The organism is Chroococcidiopsis thermalis PCC 7203 (genome assembly GCF_000317125.1).
Classification (GTDB): domain Bacteria; phylum Cyanobacteriota; class Cyanobacteriia; order Cyanobacteriales; family Chroococcidiopsidaceae; genus Chroococcidiopsis; species Chroococcidiopsis thermalis.
Genome location: NC_019699.1, coordinates 202819 through 222632 on the forward strand (window position 1 = coordinate 202819; position 19814 = coordinate 222632).

The 19814-nt window shown below is 44.6% G+C and carries 16 protein-coding genes; 8 read left to right on the forward strand and 8 right to left on the reverse strand.

Features of this window, described 5'->3' with window-relative positions; all coding sequences use genetic code 11:
* Positions 1-220: 220 nt before the first annotated feature.
* Together CHRO_RS28495 and CHRO_RS28500 are read left to right on the forward strand one after the other, a co-directional pair.
* Positions 221-1567, forward strand: coding sequence for a cytochrome P450 (locus CHRO_RS28495; RefSeq protein ID WP_015163087.1), 1347 nt, complete (start codon positions 221-223; stop codon positions 1565-1567).
* A gap of 7 nt (positions 1568-1574) precedes the next feature.
* Entirely contained in the window at positions 1575-2159 is a 585-nt protein-coding gene (locus tag CHRO_RS28500; protein WP_015163088.1) for a TetR/AcrR family transcriptional regulator, read from the forward strand.
* Between the two features lie 162 nt (positions 2160-2321).
* Here the strand turns inward: CHRO_RS28500 and CHRO_RS28505 are convergent, their stop codons facing one another.
* The 5 genes from CHRO_RS28505 to iscB (CHRO_RS28525) all read right to left on the reverse strand — a co-directional run bounded on the left by CHRO_RS28505 (position 2322) and on the right by iscB (CHRO_RS28525) (position 7473).
* Entirely contained in the window at positions 2322-2912 is a 591-nt protein-coding gene (locus CHRO_RS28505) for a DUF6753 family protein (protein ID WP_015163089.1), read from the reverse strand.
* 13 nt (positions 2913-2925) lie between these two features.
* A complete protein-coding gene (locus CHRO_RS28510; RefSeq protein WP_015163090.1) occupies positions 2926-3678 on the reverse strand; it encodes a P-loop NTPase family protein in 753 nt (250 codons plus the stop codon).
* Between the two features lie 2 nt (positions 3679-3680).
* Positions 3681-4496 (reverse strand): nucleotide-binding protein, encoded by an 816-nt coding sequence (locus CHRO_RS28515; RefSeq protein WP_015163091.1) that lies wholly within the window; start codon positions 4494-4496, stop codon positions 3681-3683.
* Between the two features lie 436 nt (positions 4497-4932).
* Complete coding sequence (locus CHRO_RS28520; RefSeq protein ID WP_015163092.1) at positions 4933-6060, reverse strand: hypothetical protein; 1128 nt, start codon at positions 6058-6060, stop codon at positions 4933-4935.
* Positions 6061-6198: 138 nt separating this feature from the next.
* The gene (gene iscB, locus CHRO_RS28525; protein ID WP_015163093.1) at positions 6199-7473 is read right to left on the reverse strand and encodes an RNA-guided endonuclease IscB; all 1275 of its coding nucleotides are present in this window, start codon (positions 7471-7473) and stop codon (positions 6199-6201) included.
* A 1107-nt stretch (positions 7474-8580) separates the two neighbouring features.
* Between iscB (CHRO_RS28525) and CHRO_RS28530 the strand changes: the two genes are divergently transcribed.
* The 3 genes from CHRO_RS28530 to CHRO_RS28540 all read left to right on the forward strand — a co-directional run bounded on the left by CHRO_RS28530 (position 8581) and on the right by CHRO_RS28540 (position 13599).
* Positions 8581-12189, forward strand: a complete 3609-nt coding sequence (locus CHRO_RS28530) for a DUF3987 domain-containing protein (protein WP_015163094.1) — start codon at positions 8581-8583, stop codon at positions 12187-12189.
* A gap of 127 nt (positions 12190-12316) precedes the next feature.
* Entirely contained in the window at positions 12317-13156 is an 840-nt protein-coding gene (locus CHRO_RS28535; protein WP_015163095.1) for a hypothetical protein, read from the forward strand.
* Between the two features lie 263 nt (positions 13157-13419).
* Complete coding sequence (locus CHRO_RS28540) at positions 13420-13599, forward strand: hypothetical protein (RefSeq protein WP_041463615.1); 180 nt, start codon at positions 13420-13422, stop codon at positions 13597-13599.
* Positions 13600-13739: 140 nt separating this feature from the next.
* Here CHRO_RS28540 and CHRO_RS28545 read toward each other — a convergent pair whose 3' ends face one another.
* The 3 genes from CHRO_RS28545 to iscB (CHRO_RS28555) all read right to left on the reverse strand — a co-directional run bounded on the left by CHRO_RS28545 (position 13740) and on the right by iscB (CHRO_RS28555) (position 16280).
* Positions 13740-14243, reverse strand: a complete 504-nt coding sequence (locus CHRO_RS28545; RefSeq protein ID WP_015163096.1) for a methyltransferase family protein — start codon at positions 14241-14243, stop codon at positions 13740-13742.
* 102 nt (positions 14244-14345) lie between these two features.
* Positions 14346-14921 carry a Uma2 family endonuclease gene (locus CHRO_RS28550; protein ID WP_015163097.1) on the reverse strand — a complete coding sequence of 192 codons (576 nt, stop codon included), beginning with the start codon at positions 14919-14921 and terminating at the stop codon, positions 14346-14348.
* Positions 14922-15005: 84 nt separating this feature from the next.
* A complete protein-coding gene (gene iscB, locus CHRO_RS28555; RefSeq protein WP_015163098.1) occupies positions 15006-16280 on the reverse strand; it encodes an RNA-guided endonuclease IscB in 1275 nt (424 codons plus the stop codon).
* Between the two features lie 670 nt (positions 16281-16950).
* On the opposite strand from iscB (CHRO_RS28555), the gene CHRO_RS33055 reads away from it, so the two are divergent.
* From CHRO_RS33055 to CHRO_RS28565, 3 genes are all read left to right on the forward strand, one after another.
* Positions 16951-17127, forward strand: coding sequence for a hypothetical protein (locus CHRO_RS33055; protein WP_015163099.1), 177 nt, complete (start codon positions 16951-16953; stop codon positions 17125-17127).
* Positions 17128-17219: 92 nt separating this feature from the next.
* A complete protein-coding gene (locus CHRO_RS28560) occupies positions 17220-17849 on the forward strand; it encodes a siphovirus Gp157 family protein (protein ID WP_015163100.1) in 630 nt (209 codons plus the stop codon).
* A 200-nt stretch (positions 17850-18049) separates the two neighbouring features.
* A complete protein-coding gene (locus CHRO_RS28565) occupies positions 18050-19720 on the forward strand; it encodes an ATP-binding protein (RefSeq protein WP_015163101.1) in 1671 nt (556 codons plus the stop codon).
* Positions 19721-19814: the final 94 nt, after the last annotated feature.

The window sequence follows — 19814 nt, forward strand, 5'->3', positions numbered from 1 at the left end:
GGTATGAAAATTTAGTGCTGGCTGGGCAAACTCAGCTCATCCGCACCTATCTCTCGCTCTATCTACACCTATTAGTAATTGCAAATAATTTGGGTTCTGACGTTCTCTTTTGATGAAAGGGGACGGGTGCGAAAGAACCCAAGTAGCACCTTACACGACACCTTAAAGCTAAAATGAATAATAGAATACCTTATTCATTATTCATTTAGAATCCTGGATTATGGCTTTAGCAACAACCCCGCCTGGTCCATCTAGCTACATTGCCTTCTCAAAAGCCTATCGGGATGACCCTCTCGGAGCGTTTGGTCAAGCCTGGAAAACATACGGTGACTCAATTCGATTCAAAGCGCTTCCAGGAGTGGACGTGTATTTTGTGGTGCATCCTGATGCCGCAGCGCACGTCCTGAACAGCCACGGGCAGGCGTATCGAAAGGCTGCCAGCGTTCATCAACCGTTGAGTTTGCTGTTGGGAAATGGCATCTTGATTAGCGAGGGAGAAAGCTGGCTACGGCAACGACGGCTCATGAACCCTGCTTTTCATCGGCAAAGTATTGTCAAATTGGCATCGGTCATGACTCGCTTCGCCCAAGAGCAGGCCGATCGATGGGAACGCTATCCTACTGGCAGCACGATCGATGTTGCTGAAGAAATGCAGCAGTTGACGCTAGAAATTGTTGGAGAAGCGTTGTTTAGTACGGGGTTAGAAGCGCAGCTCGATTCGTTTTCCATAGCGTTTCGTCGCGCCGCAGAATTTATTAACGATCGCATCAACGCCCCGTTCAAATTGCCGATGTGGGTTCCAACAAAGCCGCATCGACAGTTTACGGAAAACCGCGATCGCTTGCAGCAAATTGCGCTCCATCTAATTCAGTTGCGGCGACATCAACAAAATTCTCCGCTCGATCTGCTGTCGATGTTAATGGCTGCTCAAGATGCAGATACAGGAGCGCAAATGAGCGATTCAGAACTTTTAGATGAAGTCATGACCCTATTAATTGCCGGTCATGAAACCGTTAGCGTCACGCTTTCTTGGGCATTCCATCTCCTGGGAAATCACCCTGAAGTGTTGCAGCGATTGCAAGATGAACTGGAAACTGTCCTCAAGGGAAATCCGCCTAGTGGGGAGGATTACATGCAACTTCCCTACACTCGAACGGTCGTTGAGGAAACGCTGCGTTTGTATCCCCCAGTTTGGGGGCTTTCCCGCGAAACGATCGAAGCAGATGAAATCCAAGGCTATTCTATTGCGCCCAAATCGTTTGTCATCGTCGGCACTTATTTCACCCATCGACATCCTGAGTTTTGGACTGCACCAGAGCAATTCAACCCCGAACGGTTTACAGAAGCTGAAGCCTTAAAACGGCACAAGTTCGCCTACTATCCTTTTGGCGGAGGACCGCGAATTTGTATTGGCAATCAGTTTGCGCTGATGGAAGCAACCTTAATTCTTGCAACTTTAGTTCAACGGTTTCACCTAGAGCCAACTTCGGCTCAGCCTGTAGAAATCGATCCAACCTTCACTTTGCGCCCTAAAAATGGGCTCTCCATGAGGCTAGTGCGACGATAGCCCGAATATGCAGAAACTCGATCCCCAAAAGAAACAGTCCATTGTTACCGCAGCCAAAAGCCGTTTTCATCGTTATGGAATTCAAAAGACGACAATGCAGGAAATTGCGCGAGACGCAGGGCTATCGGTAGGCACGTTGTACCTTTACTTCAAAAATAAAGATGAAATCTTGCTCGCTTGCACCCAAGTGTTTCGGGAAGAACACGACTGCGCTGCACGTCTAATTTTGCACTCAGACTATGCAGCTGACGAGAAATTGCGGTGCTACATTCTCGACCGATTTCGTGCGGCTAAAGCAACTCGTGAAGGCAGCGATCCCGCCGCTGAAATTGCCAGAGCAGTGATGCGCTTAGATCCCGATCGCATCGAAGCGGAAGCCAGCTTAATGATGCGGACGATCGGGCAGATTCTTCAGCAGGGCTGTGAAACGAGACTATTTCATCATGTCAATTTGGCAGCAGATGTCGAGGTGTTTGCCTATTCCATTGCTTACTTCTTTCCAATTGCTGGAAAAGAACCCGATCCGCCGCCTGAAGAAGAAAAGCTCCTAGCGATCGTCAATTGGTTTATTGCTCAATGGCAGCGTCCTTAAATATTTAGCCATTTTTTCGCTCGATTTTTGGGTTTTCTGCAATTGCAATCCTGTTGGCGAATTGTTCCTTAGTGTTTGACGTACCTATTCTACTACGAAAATTTAAAATCTCTAGGATATTAAACAATGTTTTATTAGCAGTAACAAAAGCTGACAAGACCCTTATTTTTGGATGGATATTACGCACTTCCCTTTCAGCTCTTTCACTTGTTTTTTACAGAAAGATATTGCATCTGCGTTAATCTTTTGAAGGTCTTTAGCTTGCTTTCCATCCGCCGATCGCGCCCATTGTAACAAAGCTTTATCTTGAGAATTTAAGTTACTAGGAGCAACAAATTTAACGATTGTATTGGCAGAAATAAATGTACCGATAACAGTTCCTAGAGCCAATACACCTCCTAAGATTGCAAACAAATATAGTGAGTGTAGCAAGGGTAAACTAGCAAAATGAGTTGCTGAAGATTTATTCAGCAAATCCTTAACAGTTTCTAGAAACGCTTTTTTCTGCTGGATCGCCGCACTACGAAAAACCTGTGTTAATTTGGTATCGATAGTTTCCGTCCAAGTGCTAACTATTGTTCCCAAAGATTCTGGAATTCTATCGATGCGACTATCTATTTTTGCTAAAGTCGCCATCGTCACGATCAAAGGATCGCGAGGGTTAATGCCCGATTGCAAAATCAGTTGAGTAATTTTCTCTTTCTCTTCAGGTGAAAACTCCGATAACACTTGCTCGATCGCAGCAACGTTCATCTATAAATCTCCTTTAAAAACTAGTTTCGCTAGCAGTAGAACTATAATTTTGCCAATTCAGACCTAAATAATTGCTTGCCTTCGGGTCGAGGGCGAACTGACGATAAAAGCTTTCCATCCAATTAAATAGAAGATGGCGATAAAAAGTATTAACCTTTAGATCGCTAATAACTTGAGAGTATGGTATCCCGCAATCCTCGCATTGCTGGTAAACAAAGAGCGACAAATTGGCTAGATTCACCTCTACAGCACCTAAAGCCTCGATTGAGCTACGAGTTTTACTTACATCGTAGTAGGGAAAATGCGTATCAAAATGATTGTTCTTAATGACAATATAATCGACGTTATCCCCACAAAAATTGCTTAGTTCTTGCAAGTATTCCACACAGTCGCGTCGATGAGATATAGGATGAATGGCTGTCATTCTATAACCTAGCGATGCTAAAGTATCAAATAGTAAAAATTCCTCTACAAAGAACTTGAAGGCAGATAAATGTTGTCCTGGTAGGTCTGTCACAACCACAGCTAAATCTGGTAGAGATTCTAGATCTATCAGAAGGTTATCGGCACCGCCTCTCGATAGTTGTAATTCTTCAACGCCTAAATTCTCTATTTTTTGATATGGTGCTAATTTATTGCGATTGCCGTTATAATACGCTCTGACAGAGATTTGCTTTTCCAACAATAAATCCAGTAGCAATCGTGCTACCGTTGACTTGCCTACTCTAGCATCGCCAGCAGTTACTAATAATCTCTTTCTCAACATTTTTATTCTAAACCAAGCATTGTAGCAGCTTTTAAAGCGTTCTTTTCAAACTCAGCCAGCCACGATTTGACCCGTAACCTGATGGCTAAATTTGCTTTTGCGTGTTCGTAAACCCCTGAGAATGGTAAACTGTGTTCGTCAAGAAAATCATAGGTTTTATAAAATAGGTCGGGCATAACTATTTCTTGAACTGCGACTTTATCTTTCATTTGCTTCCTTAATTTTGATTCGTCATAGCGTTCAAATTTGTCTTCCGTTCCGTAAAATAGATTTTTGACCACTAAGTAATCAACGCGATCGCCACAATATTCGTAGAGGAGTTTTAAAATACTTACAGAATCTTTAACTCGACTGATTACGGAAACCATAGTTATTTGATAACCGCACTCTTTTAAAGAATCAAATATATTTAGCTCTCGCTCAAATGTCTCAAAAAAACTGCTGGACTGGGCTGGTAAATCTAATAAAGCGATAGGTGGTTGCTGCTCGTCCAAATTAACTAATAAAATATCTGCCTCGCCCCGATTGAATATATCAAGGCATCTCACAATATCCTTTCCATAGTGCCGTTCTAACTGAGGGTTGCGTTTATCAGCATCGTAAGCTAGCAGATGAGTTTTTTTATTGATGTATATCTGTAATAATCCCCTAGAAAACGTACTCTTTCCTACACCTCCTTTATCACCTGTTACTATTACTAAACGCTTTTGATTCGCTTTCTGCAATTCTAAATTTGTATTTTCTACATTAGACTCATTACTAGCTTTGTTAGATATATTTTCTGTAGACATTGCAGTACTTTCTCTTCTTTTAGTCATAGATGTTTAATGAATACAATAAAGCTACTCTTAGCTCCAATGCGAGCGATTTTACTGTTCTTCCATTTTTTCGGTAATACTGAATTAAAGTAGTTAACAAGTTAAGGTGTATTAACGATAGCTTCAAGTGGCTGGCACTCATAAGCCTTTTACTGAAAAATTGTTGCGAGCATTATTTCTCAATATTCCTAATTCCTACACTTGGCTCATCTTACTTTCAAATATCTTTTAATAAAAACAGATAAATTTCTTAAATTTTCTCAGATTTTTATCTGATTTCTTCTCAACGACAATGCTTTATATGATTTAGATAACCATACTTTATTTGATAAGTAGTTTGACTGAATCTAAAACTAAATGAAATGATAGTTATACTTACTTAAAGTAATTATTGGCTCCTCAGATATCTAAAGATTTATCTTTATAATTTGCTGGTTTAATTTGCAAGGTTTCTGCGAATCTTCTCAGGGTTTGGAACAATTTTGACAGCATCTTGCCTTTGCCCTGGCTTGCTAACAATTTCAGCTTGCAGGAGGTATTCTTGTTCGAGCAAGTCATCCAACACTTCTTGGAGTAGTCGATTGTTACGACTCGAATTAGCACCCAGAATTCCTGATTTCCTGAGCAATGTAGCTTTGCCAATCCACATTGGATTCTTTTTATCCCAGCTTAAGCGACCCATGATGTATACTAAGCAACGAGATTGATAATCTCTTGAATAGTTTGCACTAGGTGCTGGAACACCTCTTGCAGGGAGGCTCAAAAGGATAGTGTCCTTTTCGTCGTAGAAGCCTAACTCGACTTGGTACATGTCTGGAAGTTGAAAAGTTAAATCACCAGCTCGTTCAAAATCGACTTCTTCTTCCCCTCTATCCCGATAAAAAGCTCTTTTTATTCTGAGAATATTTTTATACACTACAGCTACATCTGTGTAACCTTTTTTACCCGACTGTGCGGGAGTAGCAGCTTGAAAGACGATCTCAGTACGGTGCATCGAAAGCATTTCTTGTGCCAGCTGATTGCTAATATTTGAGTCATAATCTCGAATACTCTCTCGTCGTTTGTATCCTCTTGCTTCTAACAGCAATCGCGTATCAATTAGTGGTGTCTTTGTTCCCTGTTCGTATGCAGCTTTGTAGATGAGATATACGGTTTCAAGATTTCGCGGCCCACAAAACAAACTGACTCCTAGTAAAATTCTCTGCAATCGTCTGATCTCAGCATCTCTATGCCGTTCGGGATCTGTTTCGCTAAGTGCCTTTATGACTTTCTGGGTGTGCGCTCGAAATTCTGGGTTTTGCACTGAAGTTGCTAAGTTTGACTGAATGAAATCAAATTCATCATCTTCGAGCTTGCCGACCTGATACCGACGTTCGAGTTCCAAACCATCATCGTCTTGGTATAAACCTCCTCGTACTCGAACGACGATCGCGCACTGCCCGTCTATCCCACTTTCGACTAACGGTAGGTCAACTAGAGGATCTTTAAAAGGCGCTCCAGCTGTTGCCAGAATTGATAGTAACTGGGCATCCATAGGAACGAGATACTCGCGTTCTTCTACCATTTTCTCACCTAAAGTAACAAGGAGTGCGGAAGCGCCATCAATTTATTATGGCAAGGAAGCACGACGACAGGCGAATTTATCCGCCGCGCAGCTTTAATGCGGAGTAAACCTCCGCATCCGCTTGCTTGTCTATACGGACTAGAAAACATAAGAATAACCATCCTTTTTATGAATTGACGTACAAAATCGGTGACTAATACCAGTAACTCGACCTGTTTTAGTCGCAATATCAAAACTCCCAGTTTTGCGACATAAAACCCGACCAACGTACTCGCCTACTTTCTTGCCAGAAGTGACAATAGCTTTGACAATATTGCCTGTCCTAAAACCAAAGTGAACTTGATTGCTGTCTCTATGTCTAATAGGGAATCCGTATTCATCAGTACTGCACATTTTGCGAGTTCCCCAACCAGTACATTTAATGCGTAATGGCTGTTGAGTTAATAGCTTTATTGCTTCAATATTCCCAACACAAACAGCATCAATCCAATGCTGTTTTTTCAATCCAAATCGAATGCGATTAAATTTAGTTTGTCCACCTGTACCTGTTGTTATGGGAAGCATCTCTTTTAGAGTGTTGTATAACTTCCACCGAGTAGAGTTGACTGCTGCTGCGTCCTTTAAAGGGGTTTTGGATTGACGTTTAATCCTCTCCAATCGAGTTAAATCTTTCTTTAAAAACTCGTCAATCAACAAAATTCCCTTCAAAGAATTGCATTTCTCGCAGCTCAAGGTTAAATTAGAAACTCGGTTGCTACCGCCTTTGGCGCGTGGGTAAATATGCTCTATTTGCAATGGAACATCTTGTTTATCGCAATAAACACAATTGTGCCCCCACTTCTCTAGAAGGTATTCACGCACCTCATACCCTGCCAACTCCCCTTGTTGATATTCGACACCATCAATTTCGGGGTTTTGCATTTTTTGGGTGTCAAATCTAACTAGCTCCATGACGACTTGAGTAATTGGTGCATAACGACAAAGCCTTTTTACCCAAGTCTCAACAGTCAGAACCCGATGCATTAATGATGGAGGCAGCCATCCTTCTTTGCGTTTTCTGTTATCAAAACGCGCTGGGCGATATCTGGTTTTACGGTTCCTGCGACTACGACGCAAAGAACGTCTGGATAATAGCGCGTTTTTGATTTGCCCTCCTCTATGCTCAAGTTCGGCAACCCAAATAACATTTTCCCCATCAAAAATTGCAATTCCAGTGACTTTACTGCCAGGGTCTATTTTAATAGTTAATGGCTTTGGTAGTGGATTTGCTACTGCGTGTTTCAGAATAATTGTGAATGGATACATCCTAAACACAGCAGCCTTTTGTTTTGTCAATAATTCCCTTGCTCTTGCTGGAGGAATTAAGTTAAGAGGTTGTTTGTTTTGGTCAATGACGAATACATAGTTTTGCATTGCTGCATCCTTTTTACAGGTAAGGTTTGCTTCGACTTTGTTTAGGGTCGGTAACTCTTCAAGCGACACTGGTTTAACCCCTTAAGCCTGTTTAATCGCTTGATTCCAAGGTTCAGGACTAGCAAGCATCCTGAAGTGGGTCTTTTAACTCTTGCCCTAAACGGATAGTCTGGTCAACTAGGGCTGAGGCGGAGTCGCCTGAAGCCCCCGACTTCAAGTCAGGGGTTGCTGACCTGTATGCGCTTGCGAACCTACACAATTTCCAATGAATTGGAGTTTGATAGCGATTTGCCAGCATTTTATCCTTAAAACATAGAAAAACCTTATCGAACAGCTAAAATCTTCCAGTGTTTGTAAAGAGATGTAAATCTCTGCTACGATGCCCGCGTCAAATTTTGGATTTTTGCTACGATGCCCGCGTCAAGTTTTTGCTACGATGCCCGCGTCAAGTTCTACAGAAGTTTCAAATCTAACTGCTTGATTGATAAGGATTTCACAACAGGTGCTACGATGCCCGCGTCAAGTTTTTGCTACGATGCCCGCGTCAAAAGTTCAATTCGGTCCCTAATATGCTGCTATACAGGGGCTTGAGACTCTAGCTATGGAGTGGTAAAACAGTTCCAGGTTGATTTTGTTTTTGCAGTTACGGCGTGATGAAGGTAGGAGGTTTCCCCAACAAAGTAGAACGCACACACTTTCATGTCCAAAAGCTTGAGTATCCTTTAGAGATGCAATTGCTCAAGCAACAGGGGATAAATAATGCGAATGAGTTACCAACACTAAAACCCTCACTGGTGGAACAGTCAGGGCTTTAGGTTTGCGATCTTATCTTTTTTATATGGGATCGTGTCTTGCGAGCACCAACCTCACAAGCATAATTCCCTGTGGGATGTATGGTTTTCAAAGTAGAAACCATAGATCTCGTTAACTGATGCTAATCCGAGACAAGCGACTCACTAGACAAGCAACTCACTAGACAAGCAACTCAGTAATCCGAGACTAGTAACTCAGCAGTAAGGGCTTTTAGTTGCACTTTACTGCTGCAAATTATCATAGCAAAGATTAATTAAAATCGCTTGTCTCGGCTCCAAAAAGAGAGATTTCGAGATGAAACAAGCACAAAAAAATACATCTGCTAGCCCATCTGTATCCCAAAAGCTCCACTTAGACCGCTCCTCCGCGATCGCCCAGTTAGAGATGCTCGGATACAAGCGTGGGGATGCCATCTATATCAGAGCTTTCCTACCAAAAGAAGACCCCCGCTATGCTCCTAACACTGGACGTAAAGCCGATAGGCTGAGTTGGGAACAGGTAGAGCGGTGGCAAGAACAAGGCTATGGCATTTATATCGTTGTGAATGGCGGCGGACATAAAGATGAAGACGTGAAGAAATGCCGTGCCATTTTTTGCGAATTTGACGATAGACCCATCGAAGACCAAATTAATTTTTGGCAAGACTTGGGGCTGCCAGAGCCTTCGATGCAAATTGCTACCCGCAAGTCAGTCCACACGTATTGGGTGTTTGACGAACCGATCGCTGTGGAACAATGGCGAGAATTGCAAACGGCTCTACTCGCCTACACTGCTTCCGATCCTGCACTGAAAAATCCTAGTCGAGTCATGCGATTGGCGGGGGCTTACCACATCAAACCAGGGCATGAACCAGTACGTTGCGATCTTATCCACTCTGCGGGCAAGTGCTATAGCTACCAAGAACTACGCTCAGCAATTCCAGTTTCGCAATCTACTACACCAGCCATAACATTGTCGCCCTCATCAGTGCCACAATCTCAAGCTAACTTAGTAACACCAGAGGCACGGCGCTTTGAAGATATTTCTATTCCCGTTCCCGCCTCAGTCCCTTTGTCAGCGTGCCTTGCTAAAGAATCTCGTGCCTTGCTGGGAGCGGGAGTAGCAGAAGGTGGACGTAATGCCCAAGGAGCTAAACTCGCCCGCGACCTAATCGGTACTGCCAATTACCTCCAGTCAATCGGTCAAAGTTTTGACGGCGACCCCAGGCTACTGCTAGAAGATTATGCTAATCGTTGTTCTCCACCCCTGCCGTCCAGGGAAGTAGAAACAATTTGGAAGTCAGCCGAAAAAGACAATCCCACTCCTAGCTGTACGTCGGAAGGAGTGGAAGCTTGTATCAGGGGGTGGTATTGGAAGCATCGCCTCAAACCACAGCCAGAATCTACCCAGACAGATCGCAACTATGCCGCTGGTCGTGGCTTCGGCTATAGCAACAATAGCAACGCTGGCAACAAACCACCCGTCGCTACAGTATCTCTGTGCGATCGGATTCGAGAAATTCTCAACCGCTGCGACAGCGAATCTGTTACTGCCACTGCTTTGATGGAGCTAGCTAGTGCCACAGGTCGCACCTACAACGAGATCGATCGACTCGCTAGAATAATTCGCGCTGAGGGAGAACTAGCAGAGGAAGTCATCGAAGCGGTTGAATCCTTTCAAGGAATACTCAAGAGCTGCCGCAAACGACTGGATATCCGGCTGTACTTAGACAAGACATTATCCGACCCGCTAATGGCAAAGGCAGCAGCGATGCCCACGGCACCAGAGTATCTATTTAATACGGTACTTCCTTCTAGTGCCTCACGCATTGGTACGGCAGCAAGAATTATTGTCAATCCCCAAGGTGGTTACGTCCAATCTTGTATTTTCTGGACAGCCAACATCGCCCACAGCGGTCAAGCCAAGACTCCTCCGCAGCAGGTCATCCTCAAACCGCTAGAGGAAATGGAAGCAGCAGCCAAAGAAATTCACGATCGCTCTATGGAGGACTACGAGGCTACCAAAGACAGCGATGCCAAAGTTCCAGTGCGACAGCGGCGGCTACTCAACAACGTCACCACTTCCACCAAAATCAGGATTCACGACGAGAATCCACGCGGCTTGCTGGAATATATCGATGAATTGGTCGCTGACTACCAACGTTTGAACCAGTACAAGAGCGGTAAGGGCGACGACCTGCAACTGGAACTATCGTTTTGGAATGGCTCTGGCGGTAACTTCGACCGTCACGACGCGCGACTGTTCTTGAAGCGCGTTGCTTTGAGCAAGACGGGAACGTACCAATGGGATACACTAGCACGCTTAATGGGAGCTGACGAAGTTAATTTTATTGCTAGCGGTTACTCGTCTCGGTTTCTCTACTGCTCGATCGTGGATGCCCCAGCTAGATTTCTCGATCTTTTATCAACTCCAAATCCAGCTGCCGACGAGTTAAAGGAAAAGTTGTCTTGGCTGTATGCCCAGTTAGAACAACTACCCGAAACCGATTACTTTCTTTCCCATGAAGCTAAAGTCTTGTTTCAGGGCTGGAACCATACTTTGGTAAACGCTGAGATGGAAGAAAAGCATTTCGGTCTGTCGCTAGTTTACGCCAAGATTGAATCCTATACGGCTCGAATCGCCTTGTGGTTGCACGTTGTCAATGCCGTGCTGCGTGGCGAAAAGCCCCAGCTTACAATCGACGGTCGGACAATGCAACATGCAATTGAAATTGCCTCGTTCTACCTCGACCAGCACAAACTGATCCATGCCCATAATGCCCCTACCCGCCAACCAGAAGGAATTTTTCTTAAAGTCCAAACTCAAGCTGAGAAGGTTTTGAAAAAGTGTGGCAAGGGTGTCAGTGCTTCGTTTCTCAAAAGTCGGATCAATGCTCTTAAAGGCTGGGCAGTAGAAAAAATTCGCGCTTGCATCTTCAAAGCTTTAGCAGCCTCCGGTCATGGGCAAATCGAAGGTGAAGGCAGCGAAATGGTTTACATCCCCAACTCACCAGTAGATGATATCCCAGGAGATTTGGTGGGTGTTGGTGATGAATTGGCGGCATCACCAATAGCCAAAACCACTGGCAATAGCGACTTACAAGCTTCAATTGGTGAAATTGGTGAGCGAGTGTGGTCTTGGGGGTCTCCCCCAGGAACATCTCGCGGTGAGGACAGTGCCATGCGGGGATGTCCCCCGTTGAGGAGCCACTGCGTTGCGGAGGTTCCCTCCGTTGTAGCAAGTGGCGTGCAACTGTCCGGTGAAGACACTCGCGTGCGGAGGTGTCCCCGCCACCGCGAAGTGTCTAGTGGTACAACAACAGAGGCTACTTTTTCTCAGCCGTCAACTGAAGCAATCGTCTCGCCCTTAGACCACCAATTCACCAACTCGGTGGTTGAAACTACTACTGCGACTGCCTTAGACTCTGTTGACGATACTACCAATTCATCACCAATTGCACCAACTGAAAAAACTAGGCAGCAACAGTCACCACCAGCACAGGAGCTAGCAGAACAAATACTGTTATGTTCTACTTGGGCTGAGATTGCGAGTCGAGTGAAGGAAAACACCAATAGGTTGGTAAAGGCTGCTAAGGAAATGACCGCCCAACAACGCCAAGGGCTAACGAGATTGTTAAGCGAGCATTTGTGCCAGTCTCCGATCCACCTGAGTCAATTGGCTTGGGTTCCCGAAAAGTTAAGGCAACGGACATTAGAGCGATTGCAATTTACCATCCGCCGCATAGCAAGCGTGGCAGAGAATGTTTTAGATTTAGGTTGGGAGAGTATTTCTGGCTGTAGGCTGGAGAGAATCGGTCAAATCGAAATGCCAGGAGAAGCCTGGCTGTTTACTACGCCAGATGGGACTCATGTTTATGCTTATCCCGATGCAGTAGAAGCGATAACTCCGCTCGCGCTCGAATAGCACACTTACTGTAAAGAGTAATAGCCTTGGCAAGCTGCTTCTTACGCAAGAAGGTTAAGCAGGCGAGCGCAATTGCTAAAGATCCAGGTGTAGTCTGCACGCTTCAGCCATTGAAGGATTACCAGCCGTGTCAAAAACAAAAGACGAGACAGACAATCAAATAGCTACGTTAGAGGTACTAGAGCAGCTGTCTCCTGACGAGGAACGGGAACGACATCGGTTAGAAATTAGAGTCGATCGAGCTTTGGGCGAGGGCTGGTCGGCACTTAAACAATTGCGCGATCTCCGTCTGTACCGGAGTACGCACAAGACATTTGAAGAATACGCCAAGGATAGATTTGGATATAATCGCGCTCATGCCTATCGCTTGATTAACGCTGCCGCAGTCTTGGAGAATTTATCTCACACCGATCGAAAAGAAGAAATGTCTCCAAATTGGAGACAAAAAATGCCTTCCTCGGAAAGTCAATGCCGAGAATTAGCCAAACTACCCGCGAATAAGCAACCGAAAGCCTGGGAAAAAGTCCTGTCCGTTTCTGGGGATAAGGCACCTACAGCTCAAATTGTCAAAACTGTAGTCGAGCGGATGAAAGAAAAACAATTATTTCCAGCCAGAGATTTTTGTGCGGTGGGAGATGTATTTACCTTGACTCGGCTTCACAGTCGCGAGCGCAAATACAATGGCTATCCTTGTGTTGCACTGGTGCTAAAAGACTTTACCATCGAAGTTGATGTTTATGATGGAACTCTCATAGTGAAACCAGAAAACCTCAAACCCATCGATGACCCTGATGTTTGTCGCCAGCTTCCTACTATTCTCAAGCGGATTAAGCGAGTGCGGGATACAGGCTTGCTCGATCGGGGTGCTTATTATGTTTTAGAGGGCTTGGGACGGCAGACCTATTTGACTGACTTTGAGGAAAAGTTATTGAGCTTGTTGGAGCAAGAACATGGGATCGATTCTTAAGGGTAGCCATAGTCTTAGTACTTAGGTACTAACTCAGTCCCAATTGTAATGAAACGTAACAGTCATTAGATCCAGTTTCCAAGTCCTCGGAGTTGTCATACTGCTAATGACCGAAGCTGAGTTGAGGAAAACTAAGAACACAACGATTGACTCGTGAGGTAGACTGTTAGAAATAAAAATGCGATCGCGCCGCTTGTATCGAGATACTCATCCAAAAGAAAAATAATGGCAGTTAGGCGATCGCTATTGAGGTAGAAAACCGCTTGACTGTAAAAGCAGCAGTATATGACGGAGCTTTGGAAGTGAAACAGGATCGGATGAAACCGATTGATTCACAACAAACTCAAGCAGACATTAGGGAAATTTACGAGCGCATCAAGCGGTTGCTGGAGTGCCAGCTAGATCCGATTGATGAAGCACAAATCGAATTTCTCTGCCGCTGACCTTGGTTCACCCCAAGGCAAAAACAAGTGTTAAGTGCAATGGAAGCAGTTTACGACATACGTTGCGATCGAGTATAAGCACAGCGGTGATGAGATGTGCGCTCCTGCGCGTCGGTTCCATGCCTTTGTTCGGCGGCTGCCTACAGCCAGCGACGAACAGAAGCCTTATAGGGCAAGTAGTCCGAGGGGAAGCGGCTCTCCAGGTAGTGCTCCTCTCGCGGGATGACTACAAACGACATCAGCGCCAACGCTGGAATCAGGGTAACAAGTAGCCAGAGACTGTTGACCCAGAATGCGATGCCGAGATGGAGCAGCGAGAAAGACAGATAGATGGGATTGCGGCTGTATTGATAGGGACCCGTGTGTACGATCGTGGTAGTGGGACGATTGCCTGGAACGGGCGTGCCAGCGAGCCGAAACGTCCGTACAGCCCAGAGAAACAGAGCGACGGCGACAAGCACTACAGTGCCTCCAAGTGGCAAGCTCGCGGCACGAGACACGAGCTGCACTGACCAGGCGAAATGCAGCAACAGACCCAAGGCGATCGCGCCCAGATATACCAAAGGAGGTCGCACCATCCCAGGGTTAGCGACTTCCGATACCATGCCTGTCTCCGCCTTATCGCTGCGATCGTCGCTTGTCATACGAAGCTCCTCCAAGTCGAAGAACGTTCACCTAGGGCTGCCGCTCAGCCGCGAATGCCATATAAAAAGGAACTAACCCTTCTTATCCGAAAATGTCGTGGATTAGATGAGAGAATCTGCTACAGGGTTGCAGCCGCCGAACAATAATTGCACTGAAATTACAATCTCAGGAAATGCTATTGGGCTGATTTCTCCCTCTATGAGAGTTTCTTCTAATGTGTAGTCACCCTTGCTAGGAGAGCGAAACACCTTGAGCTGTCGATGCTTTAAATCCACAACCCAGTATTCCTGAAGCTCTGCTGAAGCATAAGCTTTTCGCTTAGCATCTAAATCTTTGTTGAGGCTAGTGTTAGCATACTCAATTAGCCAAAAAATATTTTCGGCGTAGGGATGGTGTTGGCGGTAAGTTTGCCCAAGGGGTTTAACAATAGCAAGATCGGGTTCTGGTTCTGAGTTATTAGGCAATGTAACGGGATGACCTTCACGGACTTGAGCGCGATCGCCTAAAAGATCACTTAAATATTTGCCGACTTCATCCCCAAGGTAGGCGTGTTCTGGACCCTCTGGAGGCATTTCAACGATCTCTCCGTTTAATAGCTCGACGTGGCGACCTTCTAACAGACCGACTTCAATCATGCAATGATAGTCTTCTAGCGTCCATTTAGCAGTAGTCACCATAAACCTCCGGGAGTCGGGAAGCTCCGCGTCTTTAGACCGGAGAGGAACGACGACACGGCGGTTAAAACCGCCGTCGAATATTGTCTAAATTGCATACGAGTAACCATCCTTGCGCTGAATAGGTTGACAACATTTGTAGCTAATACCTGTTACTCGACCTGACTTCGTAGCAATATCGAAACTACCGCTCTTCCGGCAAAGAACCCGACCAACATAGTTTCCAGCTTTCTTGCCAGTGGTGACAACAGCTTTAATCATGTCGCCAGTTTTAAATCCTTTGTGGATAATAGCTTTAGAACGATGGCGAGTAGGAAAACCAAATTTGTCTGTCCCACACATCTGCCTCGTGCCATGCCCCGTTGTCTTGATTAACAAAGGCTCTCGCGTGCAAACCTGCAATTCTAGAGTCTCCCCAACGCAAGCAGCATCAAAAAAATGAGTTTTAGGCAAACCAAGACGGCTGCGGTTAAACTTTGTCTTACCTCCACTACTAGTAACGACAGGCAAACCTAACTCTTTTAGGGCGTTGAATAATGCCCAACGGGTAACATTAACAGCAGTAGCATCCTTGAGCGGGGCTTTGGCTTGAGAGATAACTCGTTTAAGTACATCAGGCTTATTTGAAAGAAAATCTTTGATATCCTGATTACCTTTGCTCTGATTGCAAGAATGACAAGCCAATACCAGATTAGAAACTCTGTCAGATCCTCCTCTAGAACGCGGTTTGATATGCTCAACCTCTAGTGGCATATCCTTAGCACCACAATAAACGCACTGACGGTTAAACTTCTCTAGCAGATACTCTCGTACCTCATAACCCTGTAATTCGCCCTGTTGATATTCAATGCCACTAATTTCGGTATTCTGCATCAGTTGCAGATCGAACTTGACTAGCTCTTGACGTACTTCGGCAACGGGAGTGTATCGTGTCAACCGCTTAACCCAAGTCAGAGTAGTATCGACTCGATGCTGCAAACTGGGAGCCAGCCAACATTGAGGACGAGTACGGTTGAGAAATCTAGCTTCTCGATAACGAGTCTTGCGGTTGCGCCGCCCTCGACGGAGTTGACGACGGGATAGTATTGCATCTTTGATTGCAGCGCCTCGATGAATGAGTTCTGCTACCCAGAGCAACTGAGAGCCTTTTAAAAGTGCAATTCCCGTCGTCTTGCTGCCTGGATCTAGCTTCAGAGTTAATGGTTGCGGTACATCCTTGACTTCTTTTTTGAGAATGATGCTGAAGGGAAAGCGGCGAAAGACAGCAGCCTTTCCAGCTTTCAGCAATGAACGCGCTGTCCCCGGAGTACAGGGAGTAAGCGGTTTGCGATTAGTATCTAGAACTAGAACTTGATTAGACATTGTTGCGTCTATCCTGATTGCTCGTAATGTTTTCCTCGCCAATGTTTTCAGGGCTTGTTGGGCTAGCCACACTGCTTTACCCCTCGTAAAACTGTTTAACGACTAGCGACAGAGCTACAAACTGGAAAGCATTTGTAGGTGTCATGACCCCAAAAACGTAGTCAAGTTTTGACTTAGGCTGGTCAGCTAACTGAAGGTGAGGCATGAAGCCCCGTCACTTCAGTGCGGGGTGCTGACAGTCATATCGCGTCTTTCCGAGTCAAGGAATTAATATGGCATTGCTAATAAAGTAACTAATATTCCCTAATTCACAGTTTAACTTGAAAAGGTTTTGGGAGTAGAGGTTGGACATACTGCAATATACCGAACGGTTGGCTCTCATATCTGCCCGCTGGTATTAAGGAGGGCTTGTTTAGTAGCTATAATTGCAGTTGCTTAAATTCACTCTTCATACATTGTGCTTAAATTTCATCAAGCTTTGTATGTTAACTACGCTTTTGCCATGTAGAAATGGTTTCGGTCAAACGAACATCGCTATTACAAATTTGAGCGCCGTCCGCACTTAAAAGCTACTCTCTTAATATTTCCTTGGCTACTGTCAATACTTTAGAAATAACGTATAAGTGCTTTGCACCTGCTGTATTGATGTTAATTTTCGCACGGTGCAGTTATGTCAACACAGTTATCCAATTCTGAAGAAACACACAAAACTCAAACAGTAGCTGATTCACCAGCAGAACAAGAAACACAAACTACATCTATTGAAGAAATAGCTTGCTTAGAAATAGAAGCAAAACAGGCGCTAGAACGGTACGATTACTATCACCTTGCATACAGCCAATACTAAAAAAAATTGTTTTACCAGCACTCTTGAAAATTCTCTACAAACATCAATGTATATCGATACAAGCAGAAAGATAATACTAGCTTGGAGATCTTATGAAACAAGATAAGACAATTAATACACCCCAAGCGGTCGCAAAATCAAAAGACATTACCGAGCGATCGCTGCGAGAACTATCCCTAGAGGCTGCCTTGTTGTGGAATCAGATTGAAGATGCTTCAGAATCAGGAGCTGAAAATGTCGAAAACCTTGTCAAACATCTGTGGCAAGTCCAAGAAGCAACTGAATCAAAGATTGATAACATTGCTTGGATTGTAGATTATCTAAAAATTGAAATTGATGCTGCCAAACAACGCCTGGATGTAGTTATAGAGCTGCACGAGCAATTCATTGCTAGGAAGGAAGCTCAGTTAGCAGGTATCAAGCAGGGATTGCTGTGGTTGCACGCTCAAGGATTAATTCCAAAACGTAATATTGGCAAAGAGAGAGAAATTGAAATTAGAGATAACAATCCTAAAGTTATACCTAAAGTAGCCGCCGATGACTCCCAGCTTCCAGATGAATTTCGAGTGCAAGAATCAAAATCTAGGCTAGACCTTCAAGCTATTCTTGATGCTCATAAATCTGGGAGAGATGTCAGCAGCTTTGCTGAGATTCAGATTGGGAAACAAGTGCGGTTCAAGTTTCAATCCTCTCGTACTAAAGCCAAACACTCTCAAAGTTAGAGATCTAAAACTTCCCCTAACTGTGAGGGGAAGTCATACTTTCTGTAAGTCCGAATAGATAGTGCTGCTCTGGTGTTGACTTTTTCTATAGCATTCTTCCGAGCTAAGTGCAGCAAAAAAATCGGAAACTTGTTAGATGCCTAGATTGCGCCAGTTAATCTACGATTTTAATAAAATTACAATAGTTAACCTTTACTTACATGCAGTCGAACGTATTCTATGCTCTTCAAGAGCATATCCTCAACAATAGTCCACTTGTTGCTTGCGAGTCACCATTTCAGGAACGGCTGCGCTTTTTCCTGGGTGTCGCTCAGATTTGTCACAAACTCGGTAAAAGCTGCTATCTATGGAATTTAGGAGAAAGTGCAATCAAGAAAGTTAGTATTTCTGTTGAGGGAAACTTAGTTCTTCAGGATTTTGACGCTCGTCAGACTATTATTACTGAGCAAAAAAGAACGGAGTATTTCGAGGTTTTTGATTTTTGGCAAACGCAGTTAGAGAATGGAGTGTTAATTGTTGAAAATATTTATCCTTGGCTGCAAGCAGAGAATGTGGTGAAACAGACAGAATTTTTATTGATGTCAGAATGGATAAAATCATCTTTATTAAACCTAAAGCTTTACAACGACAGAGCGAGAAAAACGCTAATATTGCTGGGAGACTCTGCTAGCCTTTCTAAGGATATGGTAGGCGAAATCCCTATAATTTCTCATGAGTTGCCTGAACTCGATGAGATTATCAGCGTACTCAGGCATAGCCAAATATTACCAGTCAGTTTAGAAAATAAATATTGGTCAGAAATTGCTAGAGCAGGTATAGGATTGTACGCATCGGACATAATACGTGGCTTAGCATCTTTAAACAAAGAATTTAACTTAGAGTTAACTGCAAGTGCTGGAGAACAAATTGTCAAACAAGCAACTAAGCAACTACTTGAATATAAAATAGATTTATTGAACAAACTTTATAATATAGAGTTCGTGCCACCTCCAAAAGTAAAGCTTGGAGGGTTGGAGCTGATGCAAGAAGCATTCCAAAAATTCAAGGTTTTACTATCGCCAGTAGCTAAACAGTATAACTTGAGAGTGCCAAAAGGTGTGATGTTTGTCGGACCGCCAGGAACTGGTAAATCTCATGCAGCAAAAGTCTGCGCTCAAATTATGGGAGTACCGCTAGTCCTGGTTGATTGGGGAAATTTCAGAAGTGAGGGCGATCGCGCCGAAGTTAAGTTGCAAAAGTTGCTCAAGCTTGCCGATCGCCTCAACCAAATCGTCATCTATTTTGATGACCTAGATAAGGGATTTGCCGGAGACGACGACCTGTCAAGACGGCTGGCAGGTCAACTATTGACTTGGATGCAAGAGCGCACGAGTGATGTGGTAGTCATTGCTAGCGTCAACCGGATGGAATGGTTGCCCCCAGAACTGACTCGCGCTGGCAGATTCGACTACATCTACAAAGTAGACTTGCCCAACAACGGCGAACGCCACGCTATTTTCAAGCTGCACGCTGCCCGATTCGATTGCCGCTTCCGCAATGGTGGCGATCCCTTCACTGAAGCCGAGTGGCGGCGACTGCTCAAAGCCACAAATAGATGTGTAGGTGCAGAGATCCAAACGATTGTAGAAAGAGCGGCAGCCACGACTTTCTACGAAATGCTAGCTGGTGGCGAAATCGATCGGAATTGTCAACCTCAACTGGAGCTTACGGTTGAAGCACTGTTGTCCGAGCGCAAGCAGATGAATCCTTTGGCGATTAGGGAAGCAGACAGAGTGGAGTCCATGCGTCACAAAGCAGATATTCAAGGACTTCCTTCTTCTCCCATTGACGATAGTATTTATGCCAACGGTAATGTCGAAATCTTCAGGTAGAACCGATTCCTCAGCACTTGCTCCCTATACATCGCTGGTAGCCAGAGGAATGCTACAGTAGCGAGCCTTATTTGCTTTCTAATATTTAAACCCT